This is a genomic window from Bacillus thuringiensis (assembly GCF_001455345.1).
GTDB lineage: Bacteria > Bacillota > Bacilli > Bacillales > Bacillaceae_G > Bacillus_A > Bacillus_A thuringiensis_N.
This window is the reverse complement of sequence record NZ_CP013274.1, coordinates 2872865-2899048: the sequence shown is the minus strand read 5'-3', so window position 1 is coordinate 2899048 and position 26184 is coordinate 2872865. Positions and strand designations below refer to the sequence as shown.

The following is a 26184-nucleotide window of genomic DNA, read 5'->3' as shown; positions in this document are numbered from 1 at the left end:
AAATTCTACTACAATCATATAAAGTGGAACCTAATAGCATTATAAAATATAAAATGTTATAATTTGGAAAGAGTATTTATTTGAAATTTATGAATATTAATCAGAGGTAATATAATCTACCTTATGTTGTAAACTGGTGTAATTTACAGTCATAGGTACATAATAGGCACCTTTCGCCTAAATATCTGGGGGAATTTAGTGAAATAAAATATAGGATAATAGATAGGGGGAGATGTATGGGCACGTTGAAAAAGATTATCAACAACATTTCAAAGGTAATCATAGGCAAAGATGAATCAATTGAGTTGGCTGCAATAGCTCTAATAGCGAAAGGGCATATTTTATTAGAAGATGTACCTGGAACAGGAAAAACTACATTAGCGAAAAGTTTGGCTAAAAGTGTGGACGCTAAGTTCCAAAGAATCCAATTTACAGCGGATACTTTGCCTGGAGATGTTATTGGTCTTGAATATTTTGATGTGAAGGAATCGGAATTTAAAACGAGGTTAGGTCCTATTTTTGCAAATATCGTATTAGTGGATGAAATTAATCGAGCTGTACCGAGAACACAATCTTCGTTACTTGAGGTTATGGAAGAACGTACTGTTACGATTGCGAAACAGACACATTCATTACCAGAACCTTTTTTAGTTATAGCAACGCAAAATCCGTTTGAATCAGCCGGCACATTTCCGTTACCTGATGCTCAATTAGACCGGTTTTTACTTACGATTCGACAAGGTTATCCGACGAGAGAAGCTGAAAAGGAAATGATGAACCGGTTTCAAATGAATGATCCGTTAGAAACGTTACACTCTATTATTTCAAGTGAAGAAATTATTATGATGCAAAAGCGTGCAAGTGAAGTATTAGTAGGAAATGATGTGCAAGATTATCTTCTTGAAATTATTGAGGCAACGCGTAAGCATGAGCTAATTGAAATTGGTGTAAGTCCGCGGGGGACGTTGGCATTTATGAGAGCGATTCAAGCACGGGCTATATTAAATGAAAGAGATTACTGTACGCCAGATGATATAAAGATACTTGCTGCATCTATATGCGCTCATCGTTTAACGTTAACGATAGAGGGGGAGATGAAAACAACAAAAGAACAAATCATGAAAGAAATTCTTCATACAATTAGTGTGCCGGTGGAGAATGTACGATGAATCAACAACTTGTGTATACACCTTTAGCGGAGCCTTTCGTAATGGGAGTTATGTCAGTTGTAGCCGTTATTTTAAGTGTATTTTCAAGTAATATACTTATATTATCTCTCGTATTTTTATATGTAATTTTAATAGGTGCTATGCATGTATACATGCGTAAAGTATCTTGTGTTGAATGGGAATACAGTCAAGGAAATTCGAATGTTTTTATAGGTGAAACGAATATGTGCAAGATAAAAATTTCAAACAAGTCGTTATTCCCTATTTTCAATATCGTATTTCGATTTAAATGTGAAAATAAGCTTACTTGGAATCATGATGAAATAAACAAAAATCATAGTACAGGTTCAAATTATTATATGAACTTTAATTTAAAAGGAAGGGAGTCAGTTTCATTTGATTTGCAGGCTGTAGCGTTAAAAAGAGGAATTGTGAAATGGGAAGAAGTAGAAATTGTTATTACGGATCCTTTTGGATTCATAACGAACCATATAACATTTAAACAAGTTGAAACGCCGTCCTATTTAGTTTTACCAGCTGTTCCGAAAATGCAAGTTCCTGAATTACAAGAATGGTCACGAGGATTTCGAAAAGCGATGTCTTCACCGCTATATGATGAAACGAAAGTAATGGGAGTGAAGTCGTATGAAAATGAAGATTTTCGTTCCATCCACTGGAGTGCAACAGCGAAAACAGGGACGATAACTGCGAAAGAGTACGAGCGAACACAATCAGATAAATATGCGATTTATCTCAACTTGCAAAATAAAAGTGGCGTTTCATTGCGAAATGATATAGAAGAATTAATTGAATTAACAGCAGGCATATGTAAACAACTTCTTATGCAAAACTGTTCATTTGAAGTATGGATCAATAGTGTAAAAGATAACGGGTTATTGCATATAAAAAATGGGGATAATCGGAAACATTTGCAAAATGTATTAAAAGTACTTGCCTCAATATCGGATCAGGACACGCCTATATCTTCTTCTTATTTTTACACAGCGGGCTTTCGGCGAAAGGAATTGGATGCGGTTCCTTTAATCCTTGGTACTTCTCCAAAGAAATATAGTAGAACAAACAAATGGATTGTAATCAAAGAATAAGAAGGGGCTTATGGCATGGTGAATAAAGCGCGGCATATGAAAGTGAAGTTGTGGAGTGTAAGAGCTTTAATCATACTTTTCTTTGCGATTAGTGCAATAACGTTATCACAAGGTGTTGTGTATGTGCAAGACATAGTAAAAGAACGTTTTTTTACTGAAAAGAAATCTGAAAAAGTTTATAAGGAAACTATAAACTATGGTGATACTGAAGATTATGGAACACCTATAGAAAAGAAAAAAGTAGGAGATAATGGTGAGAGAACGACAACGGGTAAAAAATTTAAAGATTTTGAAAAGGAAAGTTCATGGGGACACATATTTTCTGTGCTTTCAAATTCATGGATTAGTATAGTTTTTTATGTAATGATTGCAGGGATAATTATATATTTTCTTTATAAATCCGTTAGGAAAAAGTTAACAAAACCAGAAATAGAACAGGAGAAAAAATCGATAACAAAAGAAAATATGGTAAAAACCGAAAATAACAAGAAAGTCATTCATCAGTTAGAACAGCCGTTACCGCCAGATACGATAAGGAAAACGTTAGTTGAATGGGAAAGAACACTACCATTTCATGAACAGAGAAGGTCCTATGAAACGATGCAACAGTGGTTAAAAAGAATTTGTAGAACAAGGGATATTATCCCGTTATACGAGTCTGTTCGTTATGGGGAAAAGACGTATACGGATTTAGATGTGGAAGAAATAATGAAGTGGGTAGAGGGAGATGGGAAGGTGGATATGTAAATATCCACCTTTTCTTTTTTTATACGGAAATTTGATTAACATGAATTATTTTCTCATATGAAACCCTATTTAAATAGGTAAACAAAATTAACATTATTTACTTATACTTCATTACATGTTAACCTATACTTAATTTTTATAAATTATAATTAATTTTTAAGTTTTTTAAGGGTGTGAATGTGTAATGAAATCGGTATTAAAAAGCATACTTATTTCCTTTGTTTTTTCAGCAGTAGGTATGTGTTGGTTACTGTTCTTATTTTTCAAAGGGGACGGAGACTGGTTATTGTCTTGGATAGGCGTATTCATGGCATATTTATCTTTATATACTTTAATAGATTTATATTGTAAAACTACATACGATAAAAAAATAAGTAAATGGCTTATAAAAATAGCAGTAACTAGCTTTAGTTTTGCTGTATTAGGAATCTCCTTTTGTATCATACATGAGCTATTAACACCATGGAGTCTCAGCTTAATGGTGTGGTATTGGTTGCTAATGCTATTATTATTTTTCACGACCATACTATCATTAGTCAGTCTCGTATTTGTTAATCGTAAAAATCATAATTTCACCGGTGTATATAGAATACTTATACTTCTAAATCTACTGCTTACGTTAGGACCAGTATTATGGCCACTATTACTTTCTATTATCGGAAATGGTATGAACGCTAGTGCAGGATGGTAAAGGTGAATAAAGATTAATTGCTTAAATAAAAAAGAACGTGTTTACATAAAAAATGAAAATACGTTCTTTTTTTATTCATTTTAATACGAACACAATGAATCATCTTAAAATAATTAAGATAAGGTGAAATAAAAACGGGGGAAGTTAAGGGACTTTCCTTATTTTTTATGCCCTTTTTATTTTCATACATAATTCTTTCTCAGCAGATCGTATCAAACTTTGAACGTAAGTATTTCGTAAGGAATGAATAAGAAAAAAGAGAGTTTTATCATATAGGATAAAAGTATAGCTTGAATCAATATGATATGAATAGGGGAGAGAAAACCTTATGAAAAAATGTAATTCAATGAAGTTAGCGAGTTTGACAGTTTTATTAGCGGGTACTACTCTATTTACACCTGGTTTTACTGTGAAAGCAGAGTCTACTCAAAATATTTCTAATTCGTCACAAGAACCTAATCAAAAGAATCGGAATGGATGGAAACAAGTAATGCAGGAAACAATACAAATTGGGGTGCCAGGGGTATTAGCTAAGACGTCTAATAAAGGAAAAATTAATAATTATACTGCTGGTGTGGCGGATTTAAATACAAAGAAACCGGTGAAATCGGATTATCGCTTTCGGATTGGTAGTGTGACGAAAACTTTTACTGCCACGACTGTTCTTCAATTAGTAGGAGAAAATCGCGTACAACTTGACGATCCAATTGAAAAGTGGCTGCCGGGTCTCGTGCAAGGAAATGGGTATGATGGAAATCAAATTTCGATACGACAACTTTTGAATCATACGAGTGGTATCGCTGAATACTTAAAGTCAAAAGACGCTGACGTAATGAATTCGAAAAAAACGTATACAGCAGAAGAAATAGTGAAAATAGGCCTTTCTCTGCCTCCAGATTTCTCGCCGGGCAAAGACTGGTTGTATTCAAACACAGGATATGTAATATTGGGAATGCTAATTGAAAAAATAACTGGTAATAGTTATGCTGAAGAAATTGAAAATCGAATTATTGAACCTTTGGATTTGTCAAATACGTTTTTACCAGGAAATTCACCCGTCATCCCAGGAAAGAATCATGCTCGTGGATATGTGAAAATGGAAGAAACAGGCGAGTTGAAAGACATTACGTATTATAATCCGAGTTTAGCTAATGCAGCTGGAGATATGATTTCTAATGCGGATGATTTAAACAAGTTCTTTTCATCTTTACTCGGTGGTAAGTTACTGAAGGAACGCGAGCTAAAAGAAATGCTTACTACAGTTCCTGTAGAAGGAAAAGGGGTTGGTGATGGATATGGTCTTGGAATCTATGAGACTAAACTTCCAAATGGTGTCTCAGTATGGGGTCACGGAGGATCAATTCCTGGGTTTATGACTTTTGCTGGTGGAGTAATTGGAGGCAAGCATACATTTGCTGTCAATGTTAACTCTTTAGGTCCGGTTGATATTCTTAAACAGTTTGATAAAATGATGCAAGTTGAATTTAATAAATAGATGATGAGAAAGCGAATAGGTTTCTACAATAGTTGTAAATAAAAGAGATGCTTTTTAAATTTCGCAAATAAGGACAGTATTAACATTCATGGCATGGTATTAAGTATATGTAGAACATAAATATGATATAAGAGTATTTCAAGGTACAATTCAATCCTATAGTTTAGTATAAAAATAAAAAGAATGTCAGTTGCATGACATTCTTTTTATTATGGGGCAAAGAGGTGTTTTTCCATTTTGAAAATTGTTATTTTTAAAAGTATTCAATATAATGAGGGGTATAGGGGCTATACAGGGGAGTTATGAATGGATAATACTTTAGTTTGTTAATTATTTTGTTTTAATAAAAAAGTAAATTGATTTGGAGTGAAATACATTGGGACAAAATCAGTTTAGATGGGGTAACAAGCAATTACGAGAACATGTTGAAATAATAGACGGTACAAGAAGTCCACACAAATTATTAAAGAATGCAACATACTTAAATTCCTATATACGTGAATGGATGCAAGCAAATATTTGGATTTATGATGACCGTATTATATATGTAGGAGAAAAGTTGCCAGAGCAACTATATGAATGTGAAGTCATTGATTGTGATGGAAAGTATGCAGTTCCTAGTTACATAGAACCGCATGCACATCCATATCAATTATATAATCCAGAGACGTTAGCGAATCATGCGATGCAATTTGGTACAACAACTTTTATTAATGATAATTTAACTCTATTTTTCACATTAAAGCGTGAAGAATCATTTCATTTATTAGATGAATTTAAAAAGATTCCAGCTAGTATGTATTGGTGGTGCCGTTTTGATGGACAAACTGAATTGCAAAATGGGGAATCTTTATTTAATAGTGAAGAAATAATAGAGTGGCTACAGCATGAAGCAGTTCTTCAAGGAGGAGAGCTAACAGCATGGCCAAAATTATTACATGGCGATGATGAAATGCTAAATTGGGTGCAGGAAACAAAGCGATTACAGAAAAAAGTAGAAGGACATTTCCCAGGAGCATCTGAAGCAACGTTAGCGAAATTAAAACTGTTAGGTACAGATTGTGATCATGAAGCGATGACAGGGCAGGAAGCATTAACTCGTCTTATGCAAGGTTACACTGTTTCGCTGAGAAACTCTTCAATCCGACCAGATTTAGAAGTTTTATTAAAAGAATTACTGGAATTAGGTGTGAAGCAATTTGATAGATTCTTTTTCACAACAGATGGTTCTCATCCGTCCTTTTATGAAAACGGAATGACGAATGTAATGATTACTACTGCTATAAAGCAAGGTGTTCCAGTAATAGATGCGTATCATATGGCAAGTTATAATATTGCTCGTTATTATAATATGGAGCATATACATGGTTCAATCGCGACAGGTAGAATTGCTAATATCAATATTTTAGAAAGTAAAGAAAACCCAGTACCAGCGAGCGTTATTGCAAAGGGGCAATGGGTGAAGCGTGACGGTGTAAATACACATGAATCATTACGTATAGACTGGAATAAATGTAAAGTAAATCCATTATCATTAGATTGGTCAATAGAAAAAGAGGATATGATTTTCTCAAATAAAACAGGCATACACTTATTAAATAACGTTATAACAAAATCATATACTAGTGAAATCAACATAGAATGTGATGAATTGTCCACAGATCATGATGAATGTTTCCTTATGATGATTGCTCGTGATGGCAGTTGGAGAGTAAATACCGTTGTGAAAGGTTTTGCGAAAGAACTAGGTGGGCTTGCTAGCTCTTATTCTGGTACAGGTGACATCATTCTTGTTGGAAAGAGTAAAGGAGATATGCTTATAGCTTTTCAAAGGATAAAAGAGCTTGGCGGGGGAATGGTAATAGCTGAAAAGAATGAAGTATTACACGAAATAGCATTACCATTGCTCGGGATTATGTCTAATTTAAAAATGAGTGAATTAATACAAGAAGAGAAACAGATGGTGAAATTATTGCAAGAGCGTGGCTACGCGTATGATGATCCCGCATTTACAATTTTATTCTTTTCTGCGACGCATTTGCCTTTTATAAGGGTAACGCCTATAGGGCTATATGATGTGAAAAGTGGAAAGGTAGTTGCTTCGCCGGTGAATGTAATAAATCAATATTAGACGGAAAGATCCTATAAAAGATTTATTTTATAGGATCTTTCTCATTTCTAGCATAAGAATATTGTAAGCCTCAAATGATACAGTATATAAATCATTTGAGGTGATATGTAAATATGAAAAAAATATTATACATTTTAAGCATATTTATTCTGTGTGTATCAATACAACACGTTGTACATTCCCAATCAGATGCACCAAGGTTATCTTCGGATTGTCTTGAAGAAAGGAAAATTCGAGATGAAAAGTATGTGAAGAATATAATACAGGACATTAAATCCACATTTAATTTAAATATTGATGAACATAGTTTTTGGGAAGTAAGTAAAAGAGATCTGGAGGCTGCCCATTTGATGTATGGTGGAAAGGAAAATGATTCTTATTATAATTCGCTAACTAAAATTTATGATAGTGGTGGATTTAGCGAGCAGCCCAGCTTATTTGTGAGGGCGCAAGAAGCATTTTTACTTTATAAAGAAAAAGATAATATCAATGTAATGAAACGCCTAAAACTAGACGTTGAAAAAGGGGAATGGCTCGTTATAAAAACGAAAAAGAAGAAAGGGAAAAAAGTGAAATTCAAGCCGTTGCAATGTGAAAAAGATTATATGAAAAAGAGAAATGAATAACAAAATACTTATTAATGCAGTTTTTATTCAACGATATTTTGTTGTTGATATGAAATAACAAAGGTAAACGAACATATTAGCTTTATGGAATATGTTTGTTTACCTTTTTTTGAGAGATTTAAAAATTTGGGATGTTGTTAGTTGAAAATTATTTACTGGCTAATGAACTTATAACATTCAATGAATTTGTTCTTCATAAACATTAGATTTTGTGTCAAATGATTTATACATTGCCGAACCACCTATGTATATTTTATTCTACAGTATTTATAAAAGAATGTTGGCTATTCATAAGAAATATGATTGGCACAGTTTTTGCTTGTATTAAATGTAAGGAAGGGAGATTGTATGTAAGGAATCTGTAATCGTAATAGTATAAAACAAGCTACTATTGCATTATTGATCATAGTTGTATTTATAGCGGAAATGTAAATACCTACAAATAAGAGTTTTTTGATTTTAAAATTCAGAATTTTCTTTTAAATTATTAGGGGGCAATGGTATGGTTAAATATTCGAAAATTTCTAAGTGGATTCTTGGTGTTGGACTAGTGACAATAACATGTAATGGTTTGCAAATTCAAGCAGAGACAAAAGAGAAAAATGTGAAGAACGTATTACAAATGGAGCCGGTAGGAATACAGAAATCTGTTGATGAATTGGCGCATCCTTCAAAAGTACAAGAAAATGCATCTTTTACAAAACGGTTAAAATTAGCGGATTTATCGCAGCGTCCACTAGCACTAACCGATAATATTAAACCGTTAGCTGAAGAAAAAAAGTATTCGATGGCTGAGTTAAATCAATTAAATAACAAACAATTAACTGATCTTCTTGTGACAATTAAATGGTATCAAATTCCGGAGTTATTTCAGTTTAATAGTGATAGTCTTAAATTCTATCAAGATGATAGCCGAATGCAAGCAATTATTAATAAACTAGCAGAACAAGGACAAGCTTATACGAAAGATGATTCAAAAGGGATTGAAACATTAGTAGAAGCTCTACGTGCAGCATTTTATTTAGGTTTTTACCATGATGAATTAAGCAAACTAAATGAGCGTAGCTACCATGATAAATGTTTACCAGCTTTAAAAACAATTGCAAAAAATCCAAATTTCAAACTTGGTACATCAGAACAAAATAAAGTAATTGCATCATATGGAAAATTAATTGGAAATGCATCAGCAGATGTTGAAACGGTTTTATATGCAGGTGAAATTTTTAAACAATATAACGATAATCTTGCAACTTTCATTGAAGACCGAACAAAAGGAGACGCTATATATGAGTTGATGAAGGGAATTGACTTTGATATTCAGACGGATATGTACACGACTGGAAAAGAGCCGAAAGATACAATGTGGTATCGAAATATCGATAACTTTATTAATGAAGTAAGTCGTTTCGCACTTATTGGTACTGTATCGGATAAAAATGGATGGTTAATAAATAACGGAATTTACTATGCTGGCCGATTGGGCAAGCTTCATAGCACGCCGACAAAAGGACAACAAGTTGTTACAGATGCAATGCGAATTTATCCATATTTAGGGGAGCAATACTTTGTTGCGGCAGAACAAATTACTACAAATTATGGAGGAATAGATGCGAACGGAAAAACTGTAAATTTAGATCAAATTCGAGAAGAGGGTAAAAAGAAATATTTACCGAAAACGTATACGTTTGATGATGGAACAATTGTCTTTAAAACTGGGGATAAAGTTAGCGAAGAGAAAATTAAACGTCTATACTGGGCGGCAAAAGAAGTGCGTTCGCAATTTTATCGTACAGTTGGTAGCGATAAACCACTTGAAAGTGGACATGCTGATGATGTGTTAACGATGGTTATTTATAATAGCCCAGATGAGTATCAATTTAATCGTCAACTGCACGGATATGAAACGAATAATGGTGGGATTTATATTGAAGGGACAGGGACTTTCTTTACATATGAACGTACACCACAGCAAAGTATTTATAGTTTGGAAGAATTGTTCCGCCATGAATTTACGCACTACTTACAGGGAAGGTACGAAGTTCAGGGATTATGGGGCCAAGGGGAAATGTATCAAAATGAACGTTTAACATGGTTTGAAGAAGGGAATGCAGAGTTCTTTGCAGGTGCAACGCGATTAGATAGTGTAGTGCCGCGAAAAAGTATAATTGGTGGGTTATCTAATGATCCTGCAAAACGTTATACAGCATCACAAACATTAAATGCGAAATATGGAACGTGGGATTTTTATAATTATTCGTTTGCACTGCAATCATATATGTATAATAAGCGCCCAGAAATGTTCGATAAAGTGCATGATTTAATTCGCGCAAATGATGTTTCAAGTTACGATGCATACCGTGCTACATTAAGCAAAGATAATAAGTTAAATGAAGAATATCAATCTTATATGCAAATGCTTATTGATAATCGCGATAAGTATACAATTCCACAAGTATCAGATGAGTATTTAACTCAGCATGATCCAAAATCGCTTTCGGACGTTACTTCAGATATTACGAATGAAGCGAAATTAAAAGATGTGAAAGTAACAAAGAATAAATCACAATTCTTTAATACATTTACACTACAGGGGACATATACAGGAAGTGCAGCTAAAGGAGAAGTTGAGGACTGGAAAGTGATGAATGAAGCAACAAATGAAATGTTGAAACGTCTTTCAGGAAAAGAGTGGACTGGATATAAAACATTGACTGCTTATTTTGTAAATTATCGTGTAAATAATGCTGGACAATATGAATATGATGTTGTGTTTAGCGGAGTGAATACGGAAGAAGGTACGGCGGTAGAAAAAGAACCAAATAATTCATTTGAAACAGCAAACCCACTATCTTTGAATATTTTGTTAAGAGGAACCTTGAGCGATCAAGATCAGGGAGATAAATTTGTTATTGATGTAAAGGATCAAAAAGATTTACAGATTTCTGTTACGAACGAACAAAATCTTGGACTGAACTGGGTATTATATTCTGAATCAGATCTAAATAATTATGTAGCTTATGCAACAAAACTTGATGGAAACAAATTGCTTGGAAATTATAATGCAAAGCCAGGGAAATATTACTTAAGTGTATATAAGTATGGTGGTGGAACAGGGAATTATACGGTGCAAGTAAAATAGTTTACTATAGTTTGTTTTGAAAGGCTACTGATTGTATTTTTTAGCTGAGTAAGGTATTTAATGTTAAACATTAAACTACTTCAATATACCCTTGTTCTAATTATAGAACAAGGGTATATTGATTTTATATTGTTAAATTAAATAACCTCATTAGATTTTGACAAGAAAATAATTAATATTGATTGGAATTCTCATTCGTAATGCATGTTGTAATCTTCTTAATGCTCTTTCATTTTTGTCTCAATGCTTGTTTTCAAATCAGTTGATACTTGATTGAAATACTCCAAAACTATTTTCCTAATATCATCGGATATAACTTTCAAATCACTAGCTAAGTTTTGAGCAAGATGTTCTTTTTCTATCGGTTTTAACTTCGCATAAAATTCACCAGCCTGCGTAAAGTCATCTTGTTTCGATATAGAAGTTCTCTCAAGTTTACCTTCAACGTACCTACCGTCACCGCTCGTTATTTGATTAGAAGGTGTCCAATTTTGTTGCTTGTTAATCTTTAATTTCCGAAATTCGGGACCAATTCTTCTTCTTTGAGAATCACTATAAATGTTCGCACGTCCTTGCAACATTTTATCGTCTGATAATTCTGCACCGTCTAGTAAATTAGAAGGGGAGAAAGCGACTTTTTCTACTTGTTCCATATAATTTTCAGGGTTTTTATTTAATACCATTTTGCCGACTGGTATAAGAGGATACGCTTTTTCATCCCATATTTTTGTATCATCTAAAGGATCGTAAGAAAGATGTGCTTCATCTTTCGGGTCCATAAGCTGGACGTATAAACCATATTCCACTGGTTTACCATTTGCAATTGCATCATATAAATCTTTCCCGCTATAATCTGGGTTTTCAGCAGCCAGTTTATTTGCTTCCTCGCTAGTAATGAATTGTACACCTTCAAATGGGTACCAATGATACTTTACGTACTTTCGATTGCCTTCTGCATTTCTCCAAACATATGTATTTACACTATGTCCTGGAATGCGGCGAAGGCTTTTGGCCGTACCATTATCAGAGTATAAACGGACAACGAAATGTATGGATTCAGGTGCTCTAGCGATAAAACTCCAAAATCTATTAGGGTCTATTAAGTTGTTTTTAGGTGAAGGCGACAACGCTTGAATTGTTTCAGGGAAACGCATTGGATCGCGGACAGAAAAGACAGGAATGTGATTACATAATAGATCGAAAATACCTTCTTTTGTATAAAATTTTGTAGAAAAACCGCGTACATTTCTAGCAGTATCAGGTGTTCCTTTCGTGCTAACAGCTAATGAAAATCGCACCATAACGGGAACTTTCTCATTAGCATTTTGTAGGAAATTTAGTTTAGTATGTTCAGGCATTGGATAGATTGTTTGAAAATAACCGAACGCACCAAATCCTTTTACATGAACAGGTCTTTCTAAAATTTTTTCGTGAATAAATTCTTGTAACGCCTCGTGAAGCACACTATCTTGCTCTAGAACAGGTCCACGTGAACCAACTGTTTGAGAGTGAAGTATAGCTTGTTCATTACGTTCTTCATTATCATTAAAGTCTTTCCCTAGTAAAGAGTGCCTCTGTTTATCATAGTTTTCATCCATCAATATAGCCTCCAAATCTTTTTTGTCCATTGTTACTAAATATGATTTTATAGCCTTGATTATGTATAACAAGCTAAGTTCAAACTAGTAACAGACCGCTAGATGAAAAAAACGCGTATGTAGTGGACCTGTTGAAATAAAAGAAATTATGGAAAAATGAATATCGGGAAGAACATTACTATTAAAATTTCAATCTTAAAAATGAATTTATACATGACTTTATAGAAAATGAACATAAATAAAACAGGGAAAATAACTAGGAGGAATGTAACATGTCGGATTGGTTTCAATTAGATAAAGAGTATATGATGTCAACGTACTGTCGTGCAAAGCTTGCGATAGAAAGAGGAGAAGGGTGTAAGCTGTATGATGTGGATGGTAAAGAGTATATAGATTTATTTTCTGGTGTCGGAGTAAATGTATTAGGATACAATCACCCGAAAATCGTACAAACAACAATGGATCAAGTTACGAAGTCGTTGCATCTACCGTTTCATTTTTTAAATCCAGTTGCGATTGAATATGCAAAGAAATTAGTTGATTGCTCTTTAAAAAACGGAAAGGTCTTTTTTACAAACTCTGGTACGGAAGCGACAGAAACAACGTTGAAATTAATTGATAAATATAGAGCTATTACGCATGAAGAACGTGAAGGAATCGTAGTGCTGAAAAACAGTTTCCACGGGCGTACGTTAGGAGCACTTCATTTTACGAGACAAGAAAGTGTATATCAAAATTTCCCTAAAACATCGATCCCGGTATATGAAGTTGAGCGCGAGAATATAGAGCAATTGGAAGAAACAATTCTTCATGAAAATCCAATTGCAATTATGTTAGAACCTGTATTAGGAAGCGGGGGAATTTATCCATTATCGGGTGAATATTTACATGGTGTTCAAAATTTATGTGAGAAATATAATGTACTACTTATCGTTGATGAAGTTCAAAGTGGTATGGGGAGAACAGGAAAACTATTCGCTTATCAAAATTTCAATATTACACCAGATATTATTCAAATTGGTAAAGGAGCAGGAGGCGGAATACCGCTAGGTGGAATTATTGTAGGTGAAAAGTTATGTGATGTATTTGCACCAGGAGATCACGGCACAACATTTGCTCATTCATCAATGGGAACGGCTTTAGGTTTAACGGTATTAAATACATTACTTGACGATTGTTTAATGCAAGAAGCATATGAAACGTCATTATATTTGAATGACAAACTGCAAGACATTCAGAAAGAAAATTCTTATTATATTCAGGAAGTGCGTCATGCGGGGATGATGTTTGGGATAAGTGTGAATGACAAGAATGAAAATGTGAAGAAATTACAGATTGAGTTAATGAATAAAGGAATGTTAGTCGATGTAACACAAGGGAATATTATTCGATTACTTCCGCCGTATATTATTACGAAAGAGGAAATTGACGCATTCACTTATGAGTTTATTTCTTGTGTTCATAACATAGCTGCTACAGCAAGTATTTAAAAAAATATAAAAAAATATAAAAAAATATAAAAAGCTGAAGAAGGCGCTATATTAGCGGCTTCTTCAGCTTTTTAAAATAGTAAATTACTTAACCTAGAGAGCATCTCATTGGACAAATAATTAATTATGTGAAACAATAATAACAGATAAGGAGACGTTAATTTTCCTTAAGTGCTTCGAATTAATTTTATTCAATAAGAGAAGGTGTGCTTAAAGAAGTTAAATTAAATAAGGAGCTGTTTTATTATATGCAACAAAATAATGATTTAAATTTTGAACCTCAAGACGTTAATATTGTCAATCCTAAACAAGCCAGGAAAGCAGTAGTTGCTACTGGTATAGGAAATGCAATGGAGTGGTTTGACTTCGGATTATACGCGTATTTAGCGGTAATTTTAAGTCAATTATTCTTCTCAGGTGTTGATAATAGTGGATTGCAACTTGTACTTACATTCGGTACATTTGCAGCAGCCTTTCTCGTTCGACCAATCGGGGGTGTATTCTTTGGTAGAATAGGAGATAAGTACGGCCGAAAAATCGTGTTAAGTACTACTATTATTTTAATGGCACTTTCTACATTATTCATCGCATTACTACCAACCTATGAACAAATTGGTGTATGGGCACCAATACTACTTTTAGTTGCCCGAATGATTCAAGGCTTCTCTACAGGCGGCGAATATTCAGGAGCAATGGTTTATATCGCAGAATCTTCTCCAGATAAAAAGCGTGGTATACTCGGTAGTGGTCTTGAAATTGGAACACTCTCAGGTTACATTGCTGCTTCGGTAATTGTTACCATTTTGACGTTATTGTTAACAGATGAGCAAATGCTCAGCTGGGGCTGGCGTATTCCTTTCTTAATAGCTGCACCAATTGGTTTGGTCGGTTTATACTTACGCCGTCATTTAGATGAATCTCCCATCTTTGAAGAGATGGAAAAAGCACAAGAGGAATCTGAAGACAATGAACAATTTTCATTCATGGATATTATTAAGTATCACAAAAAAGACTTCTTATTAAGCACAGTAATTGTCGCCTTCTTTAATATTACAAATTATATGATTCTTTCGTATATTCCTTCTTATCTAACTCAAGTACTTAAAGTCAAAGAAACAACTGGCTTATTAATTATTTCGATTACGATGGCACTTATGATTCCACTAGCACTATATTTCGGTAAATTAAGTGATAAAATTGGTAATAAACGCGTCGTGCAAATTGGTTTACTTGGTTTAACTGTATTTGCAATTCCAGCATTTTTACTAATAGGTAACGGGCATATTGCCGCTATATTTGCAGGTATTTTCGTATTAGGTTTCTTCCTAAGTGTATATGAAGGAACATTACCTTCATTATTACCATCACTCTTTTTCACCGATGTACGTTATCGAGCACTTTCGATCTCATTTAATATTTCTGTATCGATATTCGGTGGTACAACACCGCTCGTATGTTCATACTTAGTTCATGCGACTGGTAACCCGCTTGCACCGGCATTTTATTTAACAGGTGTAAGTATTATTGGATTAGTTGTATTTAGTGTACTATTCGTTACAACATCAGGACGTGCGCTAAAAGGTTCATATCCTACAGTAGAATCGAAAAAAGAAGCACACCAAATTGCTAAAGAAGATCCTGAAGAAACACTTTGGTGGCATGAAGAGTCATTAGAAATTGAAGCAGGGAAAAACGCCTCAATTTAAAAAGTAGCGTAGAAGTATAAAAAGACTCCTATGAAAATAGGAGTCTTTTTGTTGTGTTATTTTTTCCTTTTCTTTAAACTCTTCTGATACAAGTGAAGTTTATGAACTTCTTCTTTAAATTCCTGCAAAAGTACGGTGTTTTCCTCATTAGAATAACGAACTGCATTATAAGCATTTATAATAATATGACTCTCAATATTTACATCCTCTTCACAATTTATTCTTTCTAACCAAGCTTCAACAGTTTCTCCACGTTTTCTATTTAAAGGAGGAGTTAGCTTACTCTCAAGTTTGAAAATTTCTTTTCTAATTTCGTTATGTGGTGGTTTGTTTCGTTTAAATCGGTTTTGGGTTATACCTTCTTTATCAGTGATGATAGTAGATTCGAAGGCAGGCATATTTGGTAAACTTAAATGCTTTCGTTTTTTTATTATTTTCCAAACGACATAAATAGCGATGGCTGTACAGGCTAATATGGTAATACTATTTATAAGGGTTGGATCAAAATCAGGAGGTGTTTCCCCATTTTCTTCAATTCGAGGTTTTAAGAGATGACCTTTACTCGCCCAAACTCCTTCAGTATCTTTCAATTCAGCTGCTGTGAGAAACGGATTTATAATATAACCGACCCCTAATGCGACTACTTCTGTGATAAAACTAAAAATAACTCGAATAAAAGGAAAAACTTGAACAATTAATATACTCATTACACCAATCGTAATGATAGAAGTGAAACGTAATAACTGTTGATTCCGATTCGCCCCGGTTAACCAAAATGTAATCATAATGTGTATAACTAATAGTAATAGCTTCCCGAGTGGTGGAAATGGCGCATAAAATATAGCTGAAATACCAAACCAAACAATACCGCCTAACGATTTTTGAACTGGGTATCCTGGTCCAATTACATGTACGATAAAGAAGAAAAGCGGTAACATAATTGTGCCAAATAGAGAGAAAGGGAGAAAGAGAGAACAACCGATTATTTGAGTCATTAACAGTATGACAAATCCAGTCGTTTTTTTCTTCGTGAATGTATGGATTAGAAATACACCAACATAGCCTAGTGCTAAAAATATAGTAATAGTTATAAGTTCGTCCCTTTCAGTTAATAACGAAAGGAGGAACAGCAGAATAAAGTCATTAACGTGATAAAGCCAAGTTTTCAAGATTTTCCACCATCCCTTCGTTATTTATGAGAAACGTAGGTTGCGATAGAAGGGAGAGGTCATTCTTCTGAAAGCCAATGTAAATCATTGTAGACGATCGTTCTCCTTTTCTATTTGTATAATGGAGAAATCCTTGTTTCGGAATTAATGTGCTATCGTCTGAAATACGTGCCAATTCCTCTAAAGCTTTTGCGTAATGTGTTTGTCCTTCGTTTAATGGTAAGTGCAGAGGACCACCTTCTGCTAATACACTAATAAATAATTCAAACGGTATTTGATGCTTCGTAGCGTATTGACAAATGTATGTTGTAAATGAAATAAGATCTTCTATATTTTCTTTCCAACCAAACCCGCGATCAGCAGCTAAAGAAAGACAAATCGTCCAACTATAGTTTTTTACAGGTTCATATTGCTTCGCTTGTAATGATTGCATTTTCGCAGATGCTTTCCAATGAATAGAACGGAAAGACTCACGTTCATAGCGTTTAACACCAATAATAGATGTTTCATCATTGTAAAAAGAAAAATTCGTTCGATAAGATCCATTTAAAAGTTGCTGAAGTTCTTGCAAACCTGCTACTTCTTTAGATGATGGATATACAATAATTTCAGTTCTTAACTTATCAAATACAGGTAAATGTACAGATAATAAATGAAAAGGATCTTTCAAAACACATTCGAATTGTTCAATTTGAAATACGCCACGCTTCGTAGCGGTTAATGTTAAATCCCATTTTTGCATTGAATGAGCAGGTTGTGAAAATGGGAAAGAGAATAGTGTTTTTGATATTTGTTCAATTCCTTGATCTTTATTCGGTAGTAGGGACGGGTCTAAATGAAAATAACAAACACCATTGACGAGTGGTATGCTTGCTCCATTTTTTAAATGAATAAAAAACTGTCCAGATTCATCAGGGAAAAGGCGAGTTGTTTGTTTCTCGTTTATCACTTGAAACTCTTTCTCTATGTAAGCGACATATTTATAAATGAAAATCGCAAATAAATAGTAGAAGAAAAAGAAAAACATAATGATTCGTTGCGGCATAAAAAATGTAAATAGTATAGCGCCTGGCACACTTAGTTGAATAATATGAAGTTGAAAAAATAAAGGTACAGTTACAACGCGCTGTCCATTCATGCTTGCTCAATCTCCACAGGTACGTCCACTTCTTTTAAAATCCTTTGCATAATTTCATTTTTTGTAGTACGTAATGCGCCTTCCATTGATAAGACGATACGGTGATTCCAAACAGAAGGAACTAAAAATTGTATATCTTCTGGTGTGCAATATTCTCTCCCGCGTAAAAAGGCTAGGGCTTGAACTGCACGTACTAAAGCAAGTGTGGCACGCGGACTTACACCGTTAGCGATATAATCATGATTTCTTGTAGCATGAGCAAGTTTAATAATGTAATGTTCTAACGGTTCTGATACGAAAATCTCTCTTACTCGTTTCTGTGCCTCTAAAATATCATGTAAAGTAATAATAGATGTGACATTTTCTAGTGGTGCATCGTTACGAAAACGTCGCATCATTTGTAGTTCATCTTCAGGATTCGGATAACCTATAGAAATGGTCATTAAAAAGCGATCAAGCTGTGCATCTGGAAGGGGGAACGTTCCTTGAGATTCAATTGGATTTTGCGTCGCAATAACAAAGAACGGTTTAGGAAGAGGAGTTGACTGCTTTTCAAGCGTCACTTGTCGTTCTTCCATCGCTTCTAATAAACTAGACTGTGTTCTCGGCATTGCACGGTTAATTTCATCTGCTAGTAAAATGTTTGCCACGACTGGTCCAAATCTTAACTCGAATTCGCTTGTTTTCGGATTGAAGTATTCAATACCTGTCACATCACTCGGAAGTACATCCGGTGTAAATTGAACGCGAGAAAAATTACCACCTATACTTTTAGAAAGTGTTTTCGCAAGTAACGTTTTCCCTGTACCAGGCACATCCTCAAGAAGCACATGTCCATCAGCAAGCAAGGAAACGATTAATAGATCGATAACATTTTCTTTACCTACAAAAACTGATCCTATATTTTCTTTCAATTTATTTATCATATGTATCATTCCTTTCGAAATATAAACGGATATTCCTATATTTTAACAAATTATTCAGAAAATTTATATGGTTTTTCAATTCAAAGAAATAAATATTCAATTATTAAATTATACTCTTGCATATTTTAGAATGTGAATATATAATATCGGTATACGATGTATCGTGAGTCGATATATCATCAAGCGATGTATCGGGGGTGGTTATAATGAATACGAAAGCGAGAAAATATATTCCGTTAACTGAGGCGACATATTACATATTGTTATCACTAGTGAAACCAATGCACGGATATGGAATTATGCAATTGGTAGAAGAGATGACAAATGGAGAAGTAAAGCTCGGTCCTGGAACTTTATACGGGAATACGACGAAGTTATTAAAAGAGAAATTAATTGTTGAAGTTGCCTCAACAGATAGAAAGAAGTGCTATGAGTTAACGCCACTTGGTAAAGAAGTATTAGAGCTAGAGTATAACAGGTTGCAGAGATCTGTAAGGAATGGGAATAGTATATTAGGGGAGTGAATGGAAGATGGAGACAAAAAGGGTATTTAAGTTTTTTACGGCATGGAATTTAGAAAAAGAAGAAGCTTTTTTACGAAAGATGCATCAGCAAGGTTGGGCATTACAAAAATATAATTTAATGTATACGTTTCAGAAAACGGAGCCAAAAGATGTAATATACAAAGCTGATTTTAGATTGGTTTATAGAGATTCGAAAGAACAACAACAAGAGTATTTCGAAATATACGAAATGTCAGGTTGGAAACGCGTAACAAGTTTCACAAGCTGGAATTATTTTTGTAAAGAAGTAGAAGAGGTAAATGAATTGCCTGATATTTACTCAGAAAAGGAGACGAGAATACAAAAACTAAATCAGTTATTAGTATTCTTTGTTATTATGTTAGCAACTATATTACCATCAATGTACAATCTATTTATAAGCCCGATGGAATCAAGAGTGCCAATGTGGGCGAAAGTTATGACGGGTCTTACAGGTTGTATGTGGATATACTTCTTTATAAGACTCACTTGGAAAATTAAGAAATTAAAAGGTGAAATATTATAATAAATAGTGAAGTTAAAAAGAAGTTGATTTTGTAAAGAGGGAATATTAGAATCAACTTCTTTGTTTCTATATAATCGCATTTTTGTTCGCTCTTTTTTATATAATAAAAATCTATATGAAGGAACAGAATTAACAGTTGCAAAGAAAAAACCACAATACCCTGAAAATAATAAATGAAGAAAAAAAGATTCATATTGAGGATCAAAAAATAAAAGATAACTAAAAAGATGTGGGGTGTAACTTATAATAAGGAAGAAACACGTTTTTTATAAACGTACAAAAAGGAAAAAACCCTTATAGAAAAATCTATTTCTACAAGGGATAGTAATGAAATTATTAGAAAGACTGATTTTGAGCAGGTTTAATAAATTGTTCAGGATTTTCAACAAGTCCACATACAGCACATTGGACACGATATGTAGGTCCTTGATAAGCCATATGAAAAGCATTCATCGTTTCATTTGTGTATTCTTCTTCTACTTGACCAGTTTGTGGATTTAACTTAACGGGTTTTACTTGTTGCTCTAGAATATTAAAGCGAGTACGGTTCGTTTTACAGCTTGGACAAAGCATTGGTTCCATATGTATACACCTCCATTTGTAGCATTTCTTAAACGTTTTAATTTTATGCAAGCAAAAAAACTTTCTCAATATAAATAGGTGTTTAATGTATTTAAAATTCAGAAAAAATAAAATATAATAAGAATACGAACTGGTTATGTCCAAACCAAATCTCCTGTTTTATGCCAATAAGCTGGGGGCCGAGAAATCGGCCTCATTTTTTTGTGCTCGTTATTATAGGAAACAAGGTTTTTATGAGACTTTTGTCGAAATTTTAGGGATGGATATAAAGGGGGGATGTAAAATGAATTTAAAAATGAAGTACATCATTTTATATGTAGAAAAGTTTGAGGAATGTTTAAGATTCTATAAAGATGTATTACAGTTACCGATAAAAGCAGAGCACGGAACATATATTGAATTTAATACGGGAACTACCATTTTAGCGATGAATACGCGGCAAGATGTGAAAGAATTAACAGGACTACCGCTTACAGAAGGTGAATTACAGTCTTCTCATTTTGAATTAGGATTCGTTGTTGAAAATGTGCAAGAAACGATTGAGCAATTTAGAGAACAAGGTATTAAGATTTTAGTTGAACCAATTGTGAAGCCGTGGGGACAAACAATTGCATACATTGCTGATCCAGATGGGAATTATATTGAAATTTGCAGTTCATTAGAATAGAAGGAGAAAAAGAGATGGGCTTTCCGAAACTAGAAACAGAACGTTTACAATTAAGAGAACTAACACTGTTAGATGCAGAAACGATGTTCCGTTATTTTTCAAAAGAATCTGTTATACGTTATTTTGGAATGGATTCTTTCGAAAATATTGAGCAAGCGAAAACAACGATTCAAACGTTTAAAAATCGTTATGAAGAGGGAAGTGTATTTCGCTGGGGAATAGAGAAAAAGGGGACGGGCCAATTAATCGGAACGTGCGGTTTTCATTTAATTAACCATCATCATAAGCGAGCTGAAATTGGTTATGAGCTAGACGATACATATTGGGGACAAGGGTATGCAACGGAAGCGTTACAGGCGATTTTAACTTACGGATTTGAAACGTTGCAACTTATAAGAATTGCTGCTGTTGTATATGTAGAAAATAAAGCTTCTCAAAAATTGTTAATAAAAGCAGGATTTCAAGAAGAAGGATTACTTCGAAAACATATGATTCAAAATGGAGTTGCGCATGATACGATTTTATATTCTTTATTAAAAGAAGAGTGGAAGAAGTAATGAGTACGAGTGAAATAATAAATGTTATGAAGAAGCATAAAGAAAACCGCTTCATTTTAGGCATAGATGGTTTAAGCCGTTCAGGAAAAACAACATTTGTAACAAACTTAAAAGAAAATATGAAACAAGAAAGTATTCCGTTTCATATTTTTCATATTGATGATCACATAGTAGAGCGTAATAAACGCTATGATACAGGATTTGAAGAATGGCATGAGTATTATTATTTGCAATGGGATATTGAGTGGCTCCGTCAGAAGTTTTTTCAAAAGCTACAACATGAAACAAAACTGAAATTACCGTTCTATAATGATAAGACAGACTCATACGAAATGAAAAAAGTACAGATCCCCATAGTAGGTGTAATAGTAATTGAAGGTGTTTTTCTACAGCGAAAAGAATGGAGAGATTTCTTTCATTATATGGTGTACTTGGATTGTCCAAGAGAGACGAGGTTTCTACGCGAGAGTAAGGAAACGCAGAAAAACCTTTCAAAGTTTGAGAATAGGTATTGGAAGGCAGAAGATTATTACTTAGAAACGGAATCGCCGAAGGATAGGGCGGATTTAATCATCAAATAATTTGAAAATAGAAGGTGGATAGAATGAATATTTTATGGGATTTTGATGGTACGTTATTTGATACGTATCCAGTTTATACAAAAATTCTTTCTCAAGTTTTAGGGAAGGAAATAAGTGAAGAAGAAATCTATACAAATTTAAAGGTTTCATTTTCTCACGCAATTGATTGCTATAAAATATCTACAAAACAATTAAGTGAAATTGATGTATTAGAGAGTCGCATTATTACAAAAGATATAAAACCATTTGAAAAAGTCGAAGAGGTATTAAAGTTTGCCGATAAAAATGTCATTATGACTCATAAAGATAAAGCAGGTGTATTAACTATATTAAATCATTACGGCTGGGACAAATACTTCGTCGACATGGTTACAATTGACGATGGCTTCCCCCGAAAACCGAATTCGCTAGCTTATGATTATCTCCATAAAAAGCACAATATTGATTTAGCTATTGGGGATAGAGAATTAGATTTATTACCTGCAAAGGAATTAGGGATTTCAACATGTATGTTCCAAGGGAATTGTGATGTAGCCGATTATTCTTTAGCGCATTACTCGGAATTTTTTAAGGTAGTAATTGATAGAGAGGTTATTTTATAAAAAATTCAAATAAAACCTCTACTTTCAAGCAAAAAGTAGAGGTTGTTTTCTATGCTTTATAAAAACGAAAGAAAATGAACCCTTTCAAGAATTTAGAAGGAGATTAGTACAACAATTTGAATTATATAGTTATAGATAAATCTATAGATGAAAAGATTTCAATAAAGCGAGTGATCACATGAGTATATTTATTTTAGAAGACGATGTCATACAAGCGCAGCAAATGAAGCGGTTAGTTGAAGAGATTTGTGAGAAATATATGTTGCCTTTTGACTTTATTGAGGTAACTAGTAAAAGTGAAAACATTATTACTAACATTCCAAAGGCGAAGTATGTCCCAATCTATTTTTTAGATATAGAGATAAAAAGAGAAGAGCGAAAAGGTTTACACGTGGCGCAAGAAATACGAAAGTATGATACACAAGGGATTATTGTGTTTGTAACAACGCATTCTGAATTTGCACCTATTTCATACCAATACATGGTATCAGCTTTAACTTTTATTGATAAAGGGTTGCCATACGAGGAGAAGTGTAAAGTTTTTGAACAATGTTTACTTCAGTATGAAGCACGTAATAAGCATATCATTCCGTCCGATGACTTTATCGTTGAAAATAGTAATGCAACTGTACGGGTTCCTTTTCATGAAGTTGAATATGTTATGACTGATGAACCGCACCGGTTAGCATTAGTGACGTTAGATCGAATCGTTTATTTTTATGGAACTTTAAAGGAAATTGAAATAATAGATGAACGTTTATTTCGTTGTCATCAATCATATATCGTGAATACGAACCAAATGTCTTCTTACGATGCAAAGCAAAAAATGATAGTTTTAAAAAGTGGGAAACGTATTCCAGTATCACGTCGTTTAGTGAGTAAAGTACGTAACATGTTAAAGGGTGAGATGTAATGTATATTTATGATTTATTTGCAATACTGCTTACTAGTATGTGTCACACGTTTTTATACATACAATTAATCCGGTACAATAGATTGTCATATAAAATGTTAATAGCTTTAAGTGCGGTATTTATTATTTTACTTGCTATTGTCGTAACAGTAACGAGATATCCAGAGTTGAATAGTACGATTGTGTTATTTTTAATAAGTTTAGGATTAATGCAAAATGAATTGAAATTTAAGCATAATGTATATTTTGCACTGGTGAGTATGGTTATTATAACGTTAGTGAAAATGTTGCTTTTCGATTTAGGAATGAAAATCTTTATGTTAACGCCATTCAATTTATATTTATGGACAGGTAGCATGATTCATCTTATCGTATCGACACTTACTTTTATCGGTATTCTATTAGCGCGTAAAAGAATTCAAAAAATTGCTCAATATATAGTAGGTAGTCCGTTATATTATATAACTTATATATTATTAATGATCGGGTTTATTATTGAACTAATTTTAACTCAGCCGTCAACTGAGTTTTTAGCAAAAATAAATCAACAATACAGTGAAGTAAGTTATAATTCAGCGATTATTATTTTTTTATTATTACTAATCATTGTACTAATAAGCTCACACTTATCGAAAGAAAAGTTACGAGAAGAGCACGAAAAACGTTTAGATAAAGAGTTATTAGATTATGTGGAGAAATTAGAGGATATGCACGATGAGCTTGCTAGTTTCCGTCATGATTATATGAATGTATTATTATCGTTAGAAGAGGGAATACGTACAAAAAATGTGAAAGAAATTGAGCAAGTGTACTACGATGTTATTGCTCCCACATTAAAAACAATAAATGATCATGAACTTGATATTGCAAAATTATCTCGCATACATATTCCTGAAGTAAGAAGTGTATTAAGAGCGAAAGTCGGTACTGCCCAGCAGCAACAAATAAAAGTAATGCTTGATATACCAGAAAACATTGAAAGTGTTTCAATGACGATTATTTCATTTATTCGCATCATTTCAGTTTTAGTAGACAATGCAATTGAAGAAGCAGTACATAGTGAGGAAAAGATATTGCAAATTGCATTCTTTGAAATGGATTTACGACAATATTTTATTGTGCGTAATAGTTCAAAGGGTGAGGCGATTGATTTGCAAAAAATTTATGAGAAAAACCATTCAAGTAAAGAAGGGACTAGAGGATACGGGCTATTCTCATTAAAACGTATCATGAATAAAACAAATAATGCGACGTTAGAAACAACTTATGTAAGTCCTTATTTCACGCAAACATTTATATTAAAAGAGATGAAATGACCATCTATGATGAAAATGAAACCGAATAGGAAATAACTACATACTTTCTTCACTTGTTTTTATACACTTCAAGTAAGAGGTGAAGCGAGATGAATGGTCTTATTTTTACAACAATGATTAGCTTTGGTTTACCGCTTATTGCACTTTTATATGCTTTTTGGAAGAAACGCTATATTCCATATATGTTAGGCGTATTGGCTTTTGTTGTATCACAAATATTGATTCGCATACCAATACTAAATTATTTAAATAGAAATAGCACAGATTTTCAAATGTTTTCTGTTATGCAGCCTATACTATTTGCAGTTTTGCTTAGTATATCAGCTGGAATTTTTGAAGAGATAGCTCGTTTTATCGCAATGCGTTATTTTATGAAGCAACGAGATTGGCAGTCTGGTTTTTTATTTGGAGCAGGGCATGGTGGTATTGAGGCGGTGTTGATAGTCGGTATCCCAGTAATATCCCTATTATTATCGCAAACAGTCATTCAAAATGGTGACAGTTATTATCTCGGTGGTATTGAGCGCATCTTTGCGATGGTATTACATGTTGGGCTTTCCTTCATTGTACTGCAAGCTGTCGTCCAAAAGAAATTTCTTTATGTTGTGTATGCAATTCTCATCCATGGGACTGCAAATGCATTAGCAGGCGTTATATCACTTTATGTACCAGGGAAAAGTGGGATCATTATATCAGAAGTCTCAATAGCAATTTGTGCTTTACTCACTTTTAGTTATAGTTTCATTTTAAAAAGAAAGGGTGTATGA

General features: G+C 33.6%; 24 protein-coding genes. 19 read left to right on the top strand and 5 right to left on the bottom strand.

Annotated features, from left to right (window positions below; all coding sequences use genetic code 11):
* Window positions 1-236 precede the first annotated feature (236 nt).
* From ATN06_RS15165 to colA, 8 genes are all read left to right on the top strand, one after another.
* Window positions 237-1169, top strand: a complete 933-nt coding sequence (locus ATN06_RS15165; RefSeq protein WP_060631336.1) for an AAA family ATPase — start codon at window positions 237-239, stop codon at window positions 1167-1169.
* Window positions 1166-2275, top strand: a complete 1110-nt coding sequence (locus ATN06_RS15160; protein WP_060631335.1) for a DUF58 domain-containing protein — start codon at window positions 1166-1168, stop codon at window positions 2273-2275. Before ATN06_RS15165 ends, ATN06_RS15160 begins: the two co-directional genes overlap by 4 nt.
* A 15-nt stretch (window positions 2276-2290) precedes the next feature.
* Entirely contained in the window at window positions 2291-3022 is a 732-nt protein-coding gene (locus ATN06_RS15155) for a hypothetical protein (protein ID WP_060631334.1), read from the top strand.
* 184 nt (window positions 3023-3206) lie between these two features.
* Window positions 3207-3713 (top strand): DUF3902 family protein, encoded by a 507-nt coding sequence (locus ATN06_RS15150; RefSeq protein ID WP_060631333.1) that lies wholly within the window; start codon window positions 3207-3209, stop codon window positions 3711-3713.
* A gap of 328 nt (window positions 3714-4041) precedes the next feature.
* Window positions 4042-5208 (top strand): serine hydrolase domain-containing protein, encoded by a 1167-nt coding sequence (locus ATN06_RS15145; RefSeq protein WP_060631332.1) that lies wholly within the window; start codon window positions 4042-4044, stop codon window positions 5206-5208.
* A gap of 376 nt (window positions 5209-5584) precedes the next feature.
* Window positions 5585-7339, top strand: coding sequence for an adenine deaminase C-terminal domain-containing protein (locus ATN06_RS15140; RefSeq protein ID WP_060631331.1), 1755 nt, complete (start codon window positions 5585-5587; stop codon window positions 7337-7339).
* Window positions 7340-7452: 113 nt separating this feature from the next.
* On the top strand, window positions 7453-7965 hold the full coding sequence (locus tag ATN06_RS15135; protein ID WP_060631330.1) for a hypothetical protein: 513 nt from the start codon (window positions 7453-7455) through the stop codon (window positions 7963-7965).
* Window positions 7966-8467: 502 nt separating this feature from the next.
* The gene (gene colA, locus ATN06_RS15130; protein ID WP_060631329.1) at window positions 8468-11104 is read left to right on the top strand and encodes a collagenase ColA; all 2637 of its coding nucleotides are present in this window, start codon (window positions 8468-8470) and stop codon (window positions 11102-11104) included.
* A 218-nt stretch (window positions 11105-11322) separates the two neighbouring features.
* On the opposite strand, the gene ATN06_RS15125 is transcribed toward colA, so the two are convergent.
* On the bottom strand, window positions 11323-12732 hold the full coding sequence (locus ATN06_RS15125) for a catalase (protein ID WP_110093241.1): 1410 nt from the start codon (window positions 12730-12732) through the stop codon (window positions 11323-11325).
* Window positions 12733-12974: 242 nt separating this feature from the next.
* On the opposite strand from ATN06_RS15125, the gene ATN06_RS15120 reads away from it, so the two are divergent.
* Window positions 12975-14192, top strand: coding sequence for an aspartate aminotransferase family protein (locus tag ATN06_RS15120; protein ID WP_060631327.1), 1218 nt, complete (start codon window positions 12975-12977; stop codon window positions 14190-14192).
* A 248-nt stretch (window positions 14193-14440) separates the two neighbouring features.
* Window positions 14441-15898 (top strand): MFS transporter, encoded by a 1458-nt coding sequence (locus ATN06_RS15115; RefSeq protein WP_029438777.1) that lies wholly within the window; start codon window positions 14441-14443, stop codon window positions 15896-15898.
* A gap of 56 nt (window positions 15899-15954) precedes the next feature.
* Here ATN06_RS15115 and ATN06_RS15110 read toward each other — a convergent pair whose 3' ends face one another.
* From ATN06_RS15110 to ATN06_RS15100, 3 genes are read right to left on the bottom strand one after another with little or no spacing between them, the layout of a single operon-like run.
* The gene (locus ATN06_RS15110; RefSeq protein ID WP_060631326.1) at window positions 15955-17067 is read right to left on the bottom strand and encodes a DUF4018 domain-containing protein; all 1113 of its coding nucleotides are present in this window, start codon (window positions 17065-17067) and stop codon (window positions 15955-15957) included.
* On the bottom strand, window positions 17042-18205 hold the full coding sequence (locus ATN06_RS15105) for a DUF58 domain-containing protein (protein ID WP_060631325.1): 1164 nt from the start codon (window positions 18203-18205) through the stop codon (window positions 17042-17044). The genes ATN06_RS15110 and ATN06_RS15105 overlap by 26 nt, the downstream gene beginning before the upstream one ends.
* A complete protein-coding gene (locus tag ATN06_RS15100; protein ID WP_060631324.1) occupies window positions 18202-19131 on the bottom strand; it encodes an AAA family ATPase in 930 nt (309 codons plus the stop codon). Before ATN06_RS15100 ends, ATN06_RS15105 begins: the two co-directional genes overlap by 4 nt.
* Window positions 19132-19337: 206 nt before the next feature.
* On the opposite strand from ATN06_RS15100, the gene ATN06_RS15095 reads away from it, so the two are divergent.
* A complete protein-coding gene (locus tag ATN06_RS15095; RefSeq protein ID WP_060631323.1) occupies window positions 19338-19655 on the top strand; it encodes a PadR family transcriptional regulator in 318 nt (105 codons plus the stop codon).
* Window positions 19656-19662: 7 nt separating this feature from the next.
* Complete coding sequence (locus ATN06_RS15090; RefSeq protein ID WP_060631322.1) at window positions 19663-20199, top strand: DUF2812 domain-containing protein; 537 nt, start codon at window positions 19663-19665, stop codon at window positions 20197-20199.
* Between the two features lie 336 nt (window positions 20200-20535).
* Here the strand turns inward: ATN06_RS15090 and ATN06_RS15085 are convergent, their stop codons facing one another.
* Entirely contained in the window at window positions 20536-20781 is a 246-nt protein-coding gene (locus ATN06_RS15085) for a hypothetical protein (RefSeq protein ID WP_000433609.1), read from the bottom strand.
* Window positions 20782-21064: 283 nt separating this feature from the next.
* Here ATN06_RS15085 and ATN06_RS15080 point away from each other — a divergent pair, with 283 nt between their 5' ends.
* The 7 genes from ATN06_RS15080 to ATN06_RS15050 all read left to right on the top strand — a co-directional run bounded on the left by ATN06_RS15080 (window position 21065) and on the right by ATN06_RS15050 (window position 26184).
* On the top strand, window positions 21065-21448 hold the full coding sequence (locus ATN06_RS15080; protein ID WP_016134785.1) for a VOC family protein: 384 nt from the start codon (window positions 21065-21067) through the stop codon (window positions 21446-21448).
* Between the two features lie 14 nt (window positions 21449-21462).
* Complete coding sequence (locus tag ATN06_RS15075; RefSeq protein WP_060631321.1) at window positions 21463-22005, top strand: GNAT family N-acetyltransferase; 543 nt, start codon at window positions 21463-21465, stop codon at window positions 22003-22005.
* Window positions 22005-22586, top strand: a complete 582-nt coding sequence (locus tag ATN06_RS15070; protein ID WP_060631320.1) for a kinase — start codon at window positions 22005-22007, stop codon at window positions 22584-22586. The genes ATN06_RS15075 and ATN06_RS15070 overlap by 1 nt, the downstream gene beginning before the upstream one ends.
* Window positions 22587-22609: 23 nt before the next feature.
* Entirely contained in the window at window positions 22610-23188 is a 579-nt protein-coding gene (locus ATN06_RS15065) for an HAD-IA family hydrolase (protein WP_060631319.1), read from the top strand.
* A gap of 178 nt (window positions 23189-23366) precedes the next feature.
* Entirely contained in the window at window positions 23367-24101 is a 735-nt protein-coding gene (locus tag ATN06_RS15060; RefSeq protein ID WP_060631318.1) for a LytR/AlgR family response regulator transcription factor, read from the top strand.
* Entirely contained in the window at window positions 24101-25417 is a 1317-nt protein-coding gene (locus tag ATN06_RS15055) for a GHKL domain-containing protein (protein ID WP_060631317.1), read from the top strand. Before ATN06_RS15060 ends, ATN06_RS15055 begins: the two co-directional genes overlap by 1 nt.
* Before the next feature lie 89 nt (window positions 25418-25506).
* A complete protein-coding gene (locus tag ATN06_RS15050; RefSeq protein ID WP_060631316.1) occupies window positions 25507-26184 on the top strand; it encodes a YhfC family intramembrane metalloprotease in 678 nt (225 codons plus the stop codon).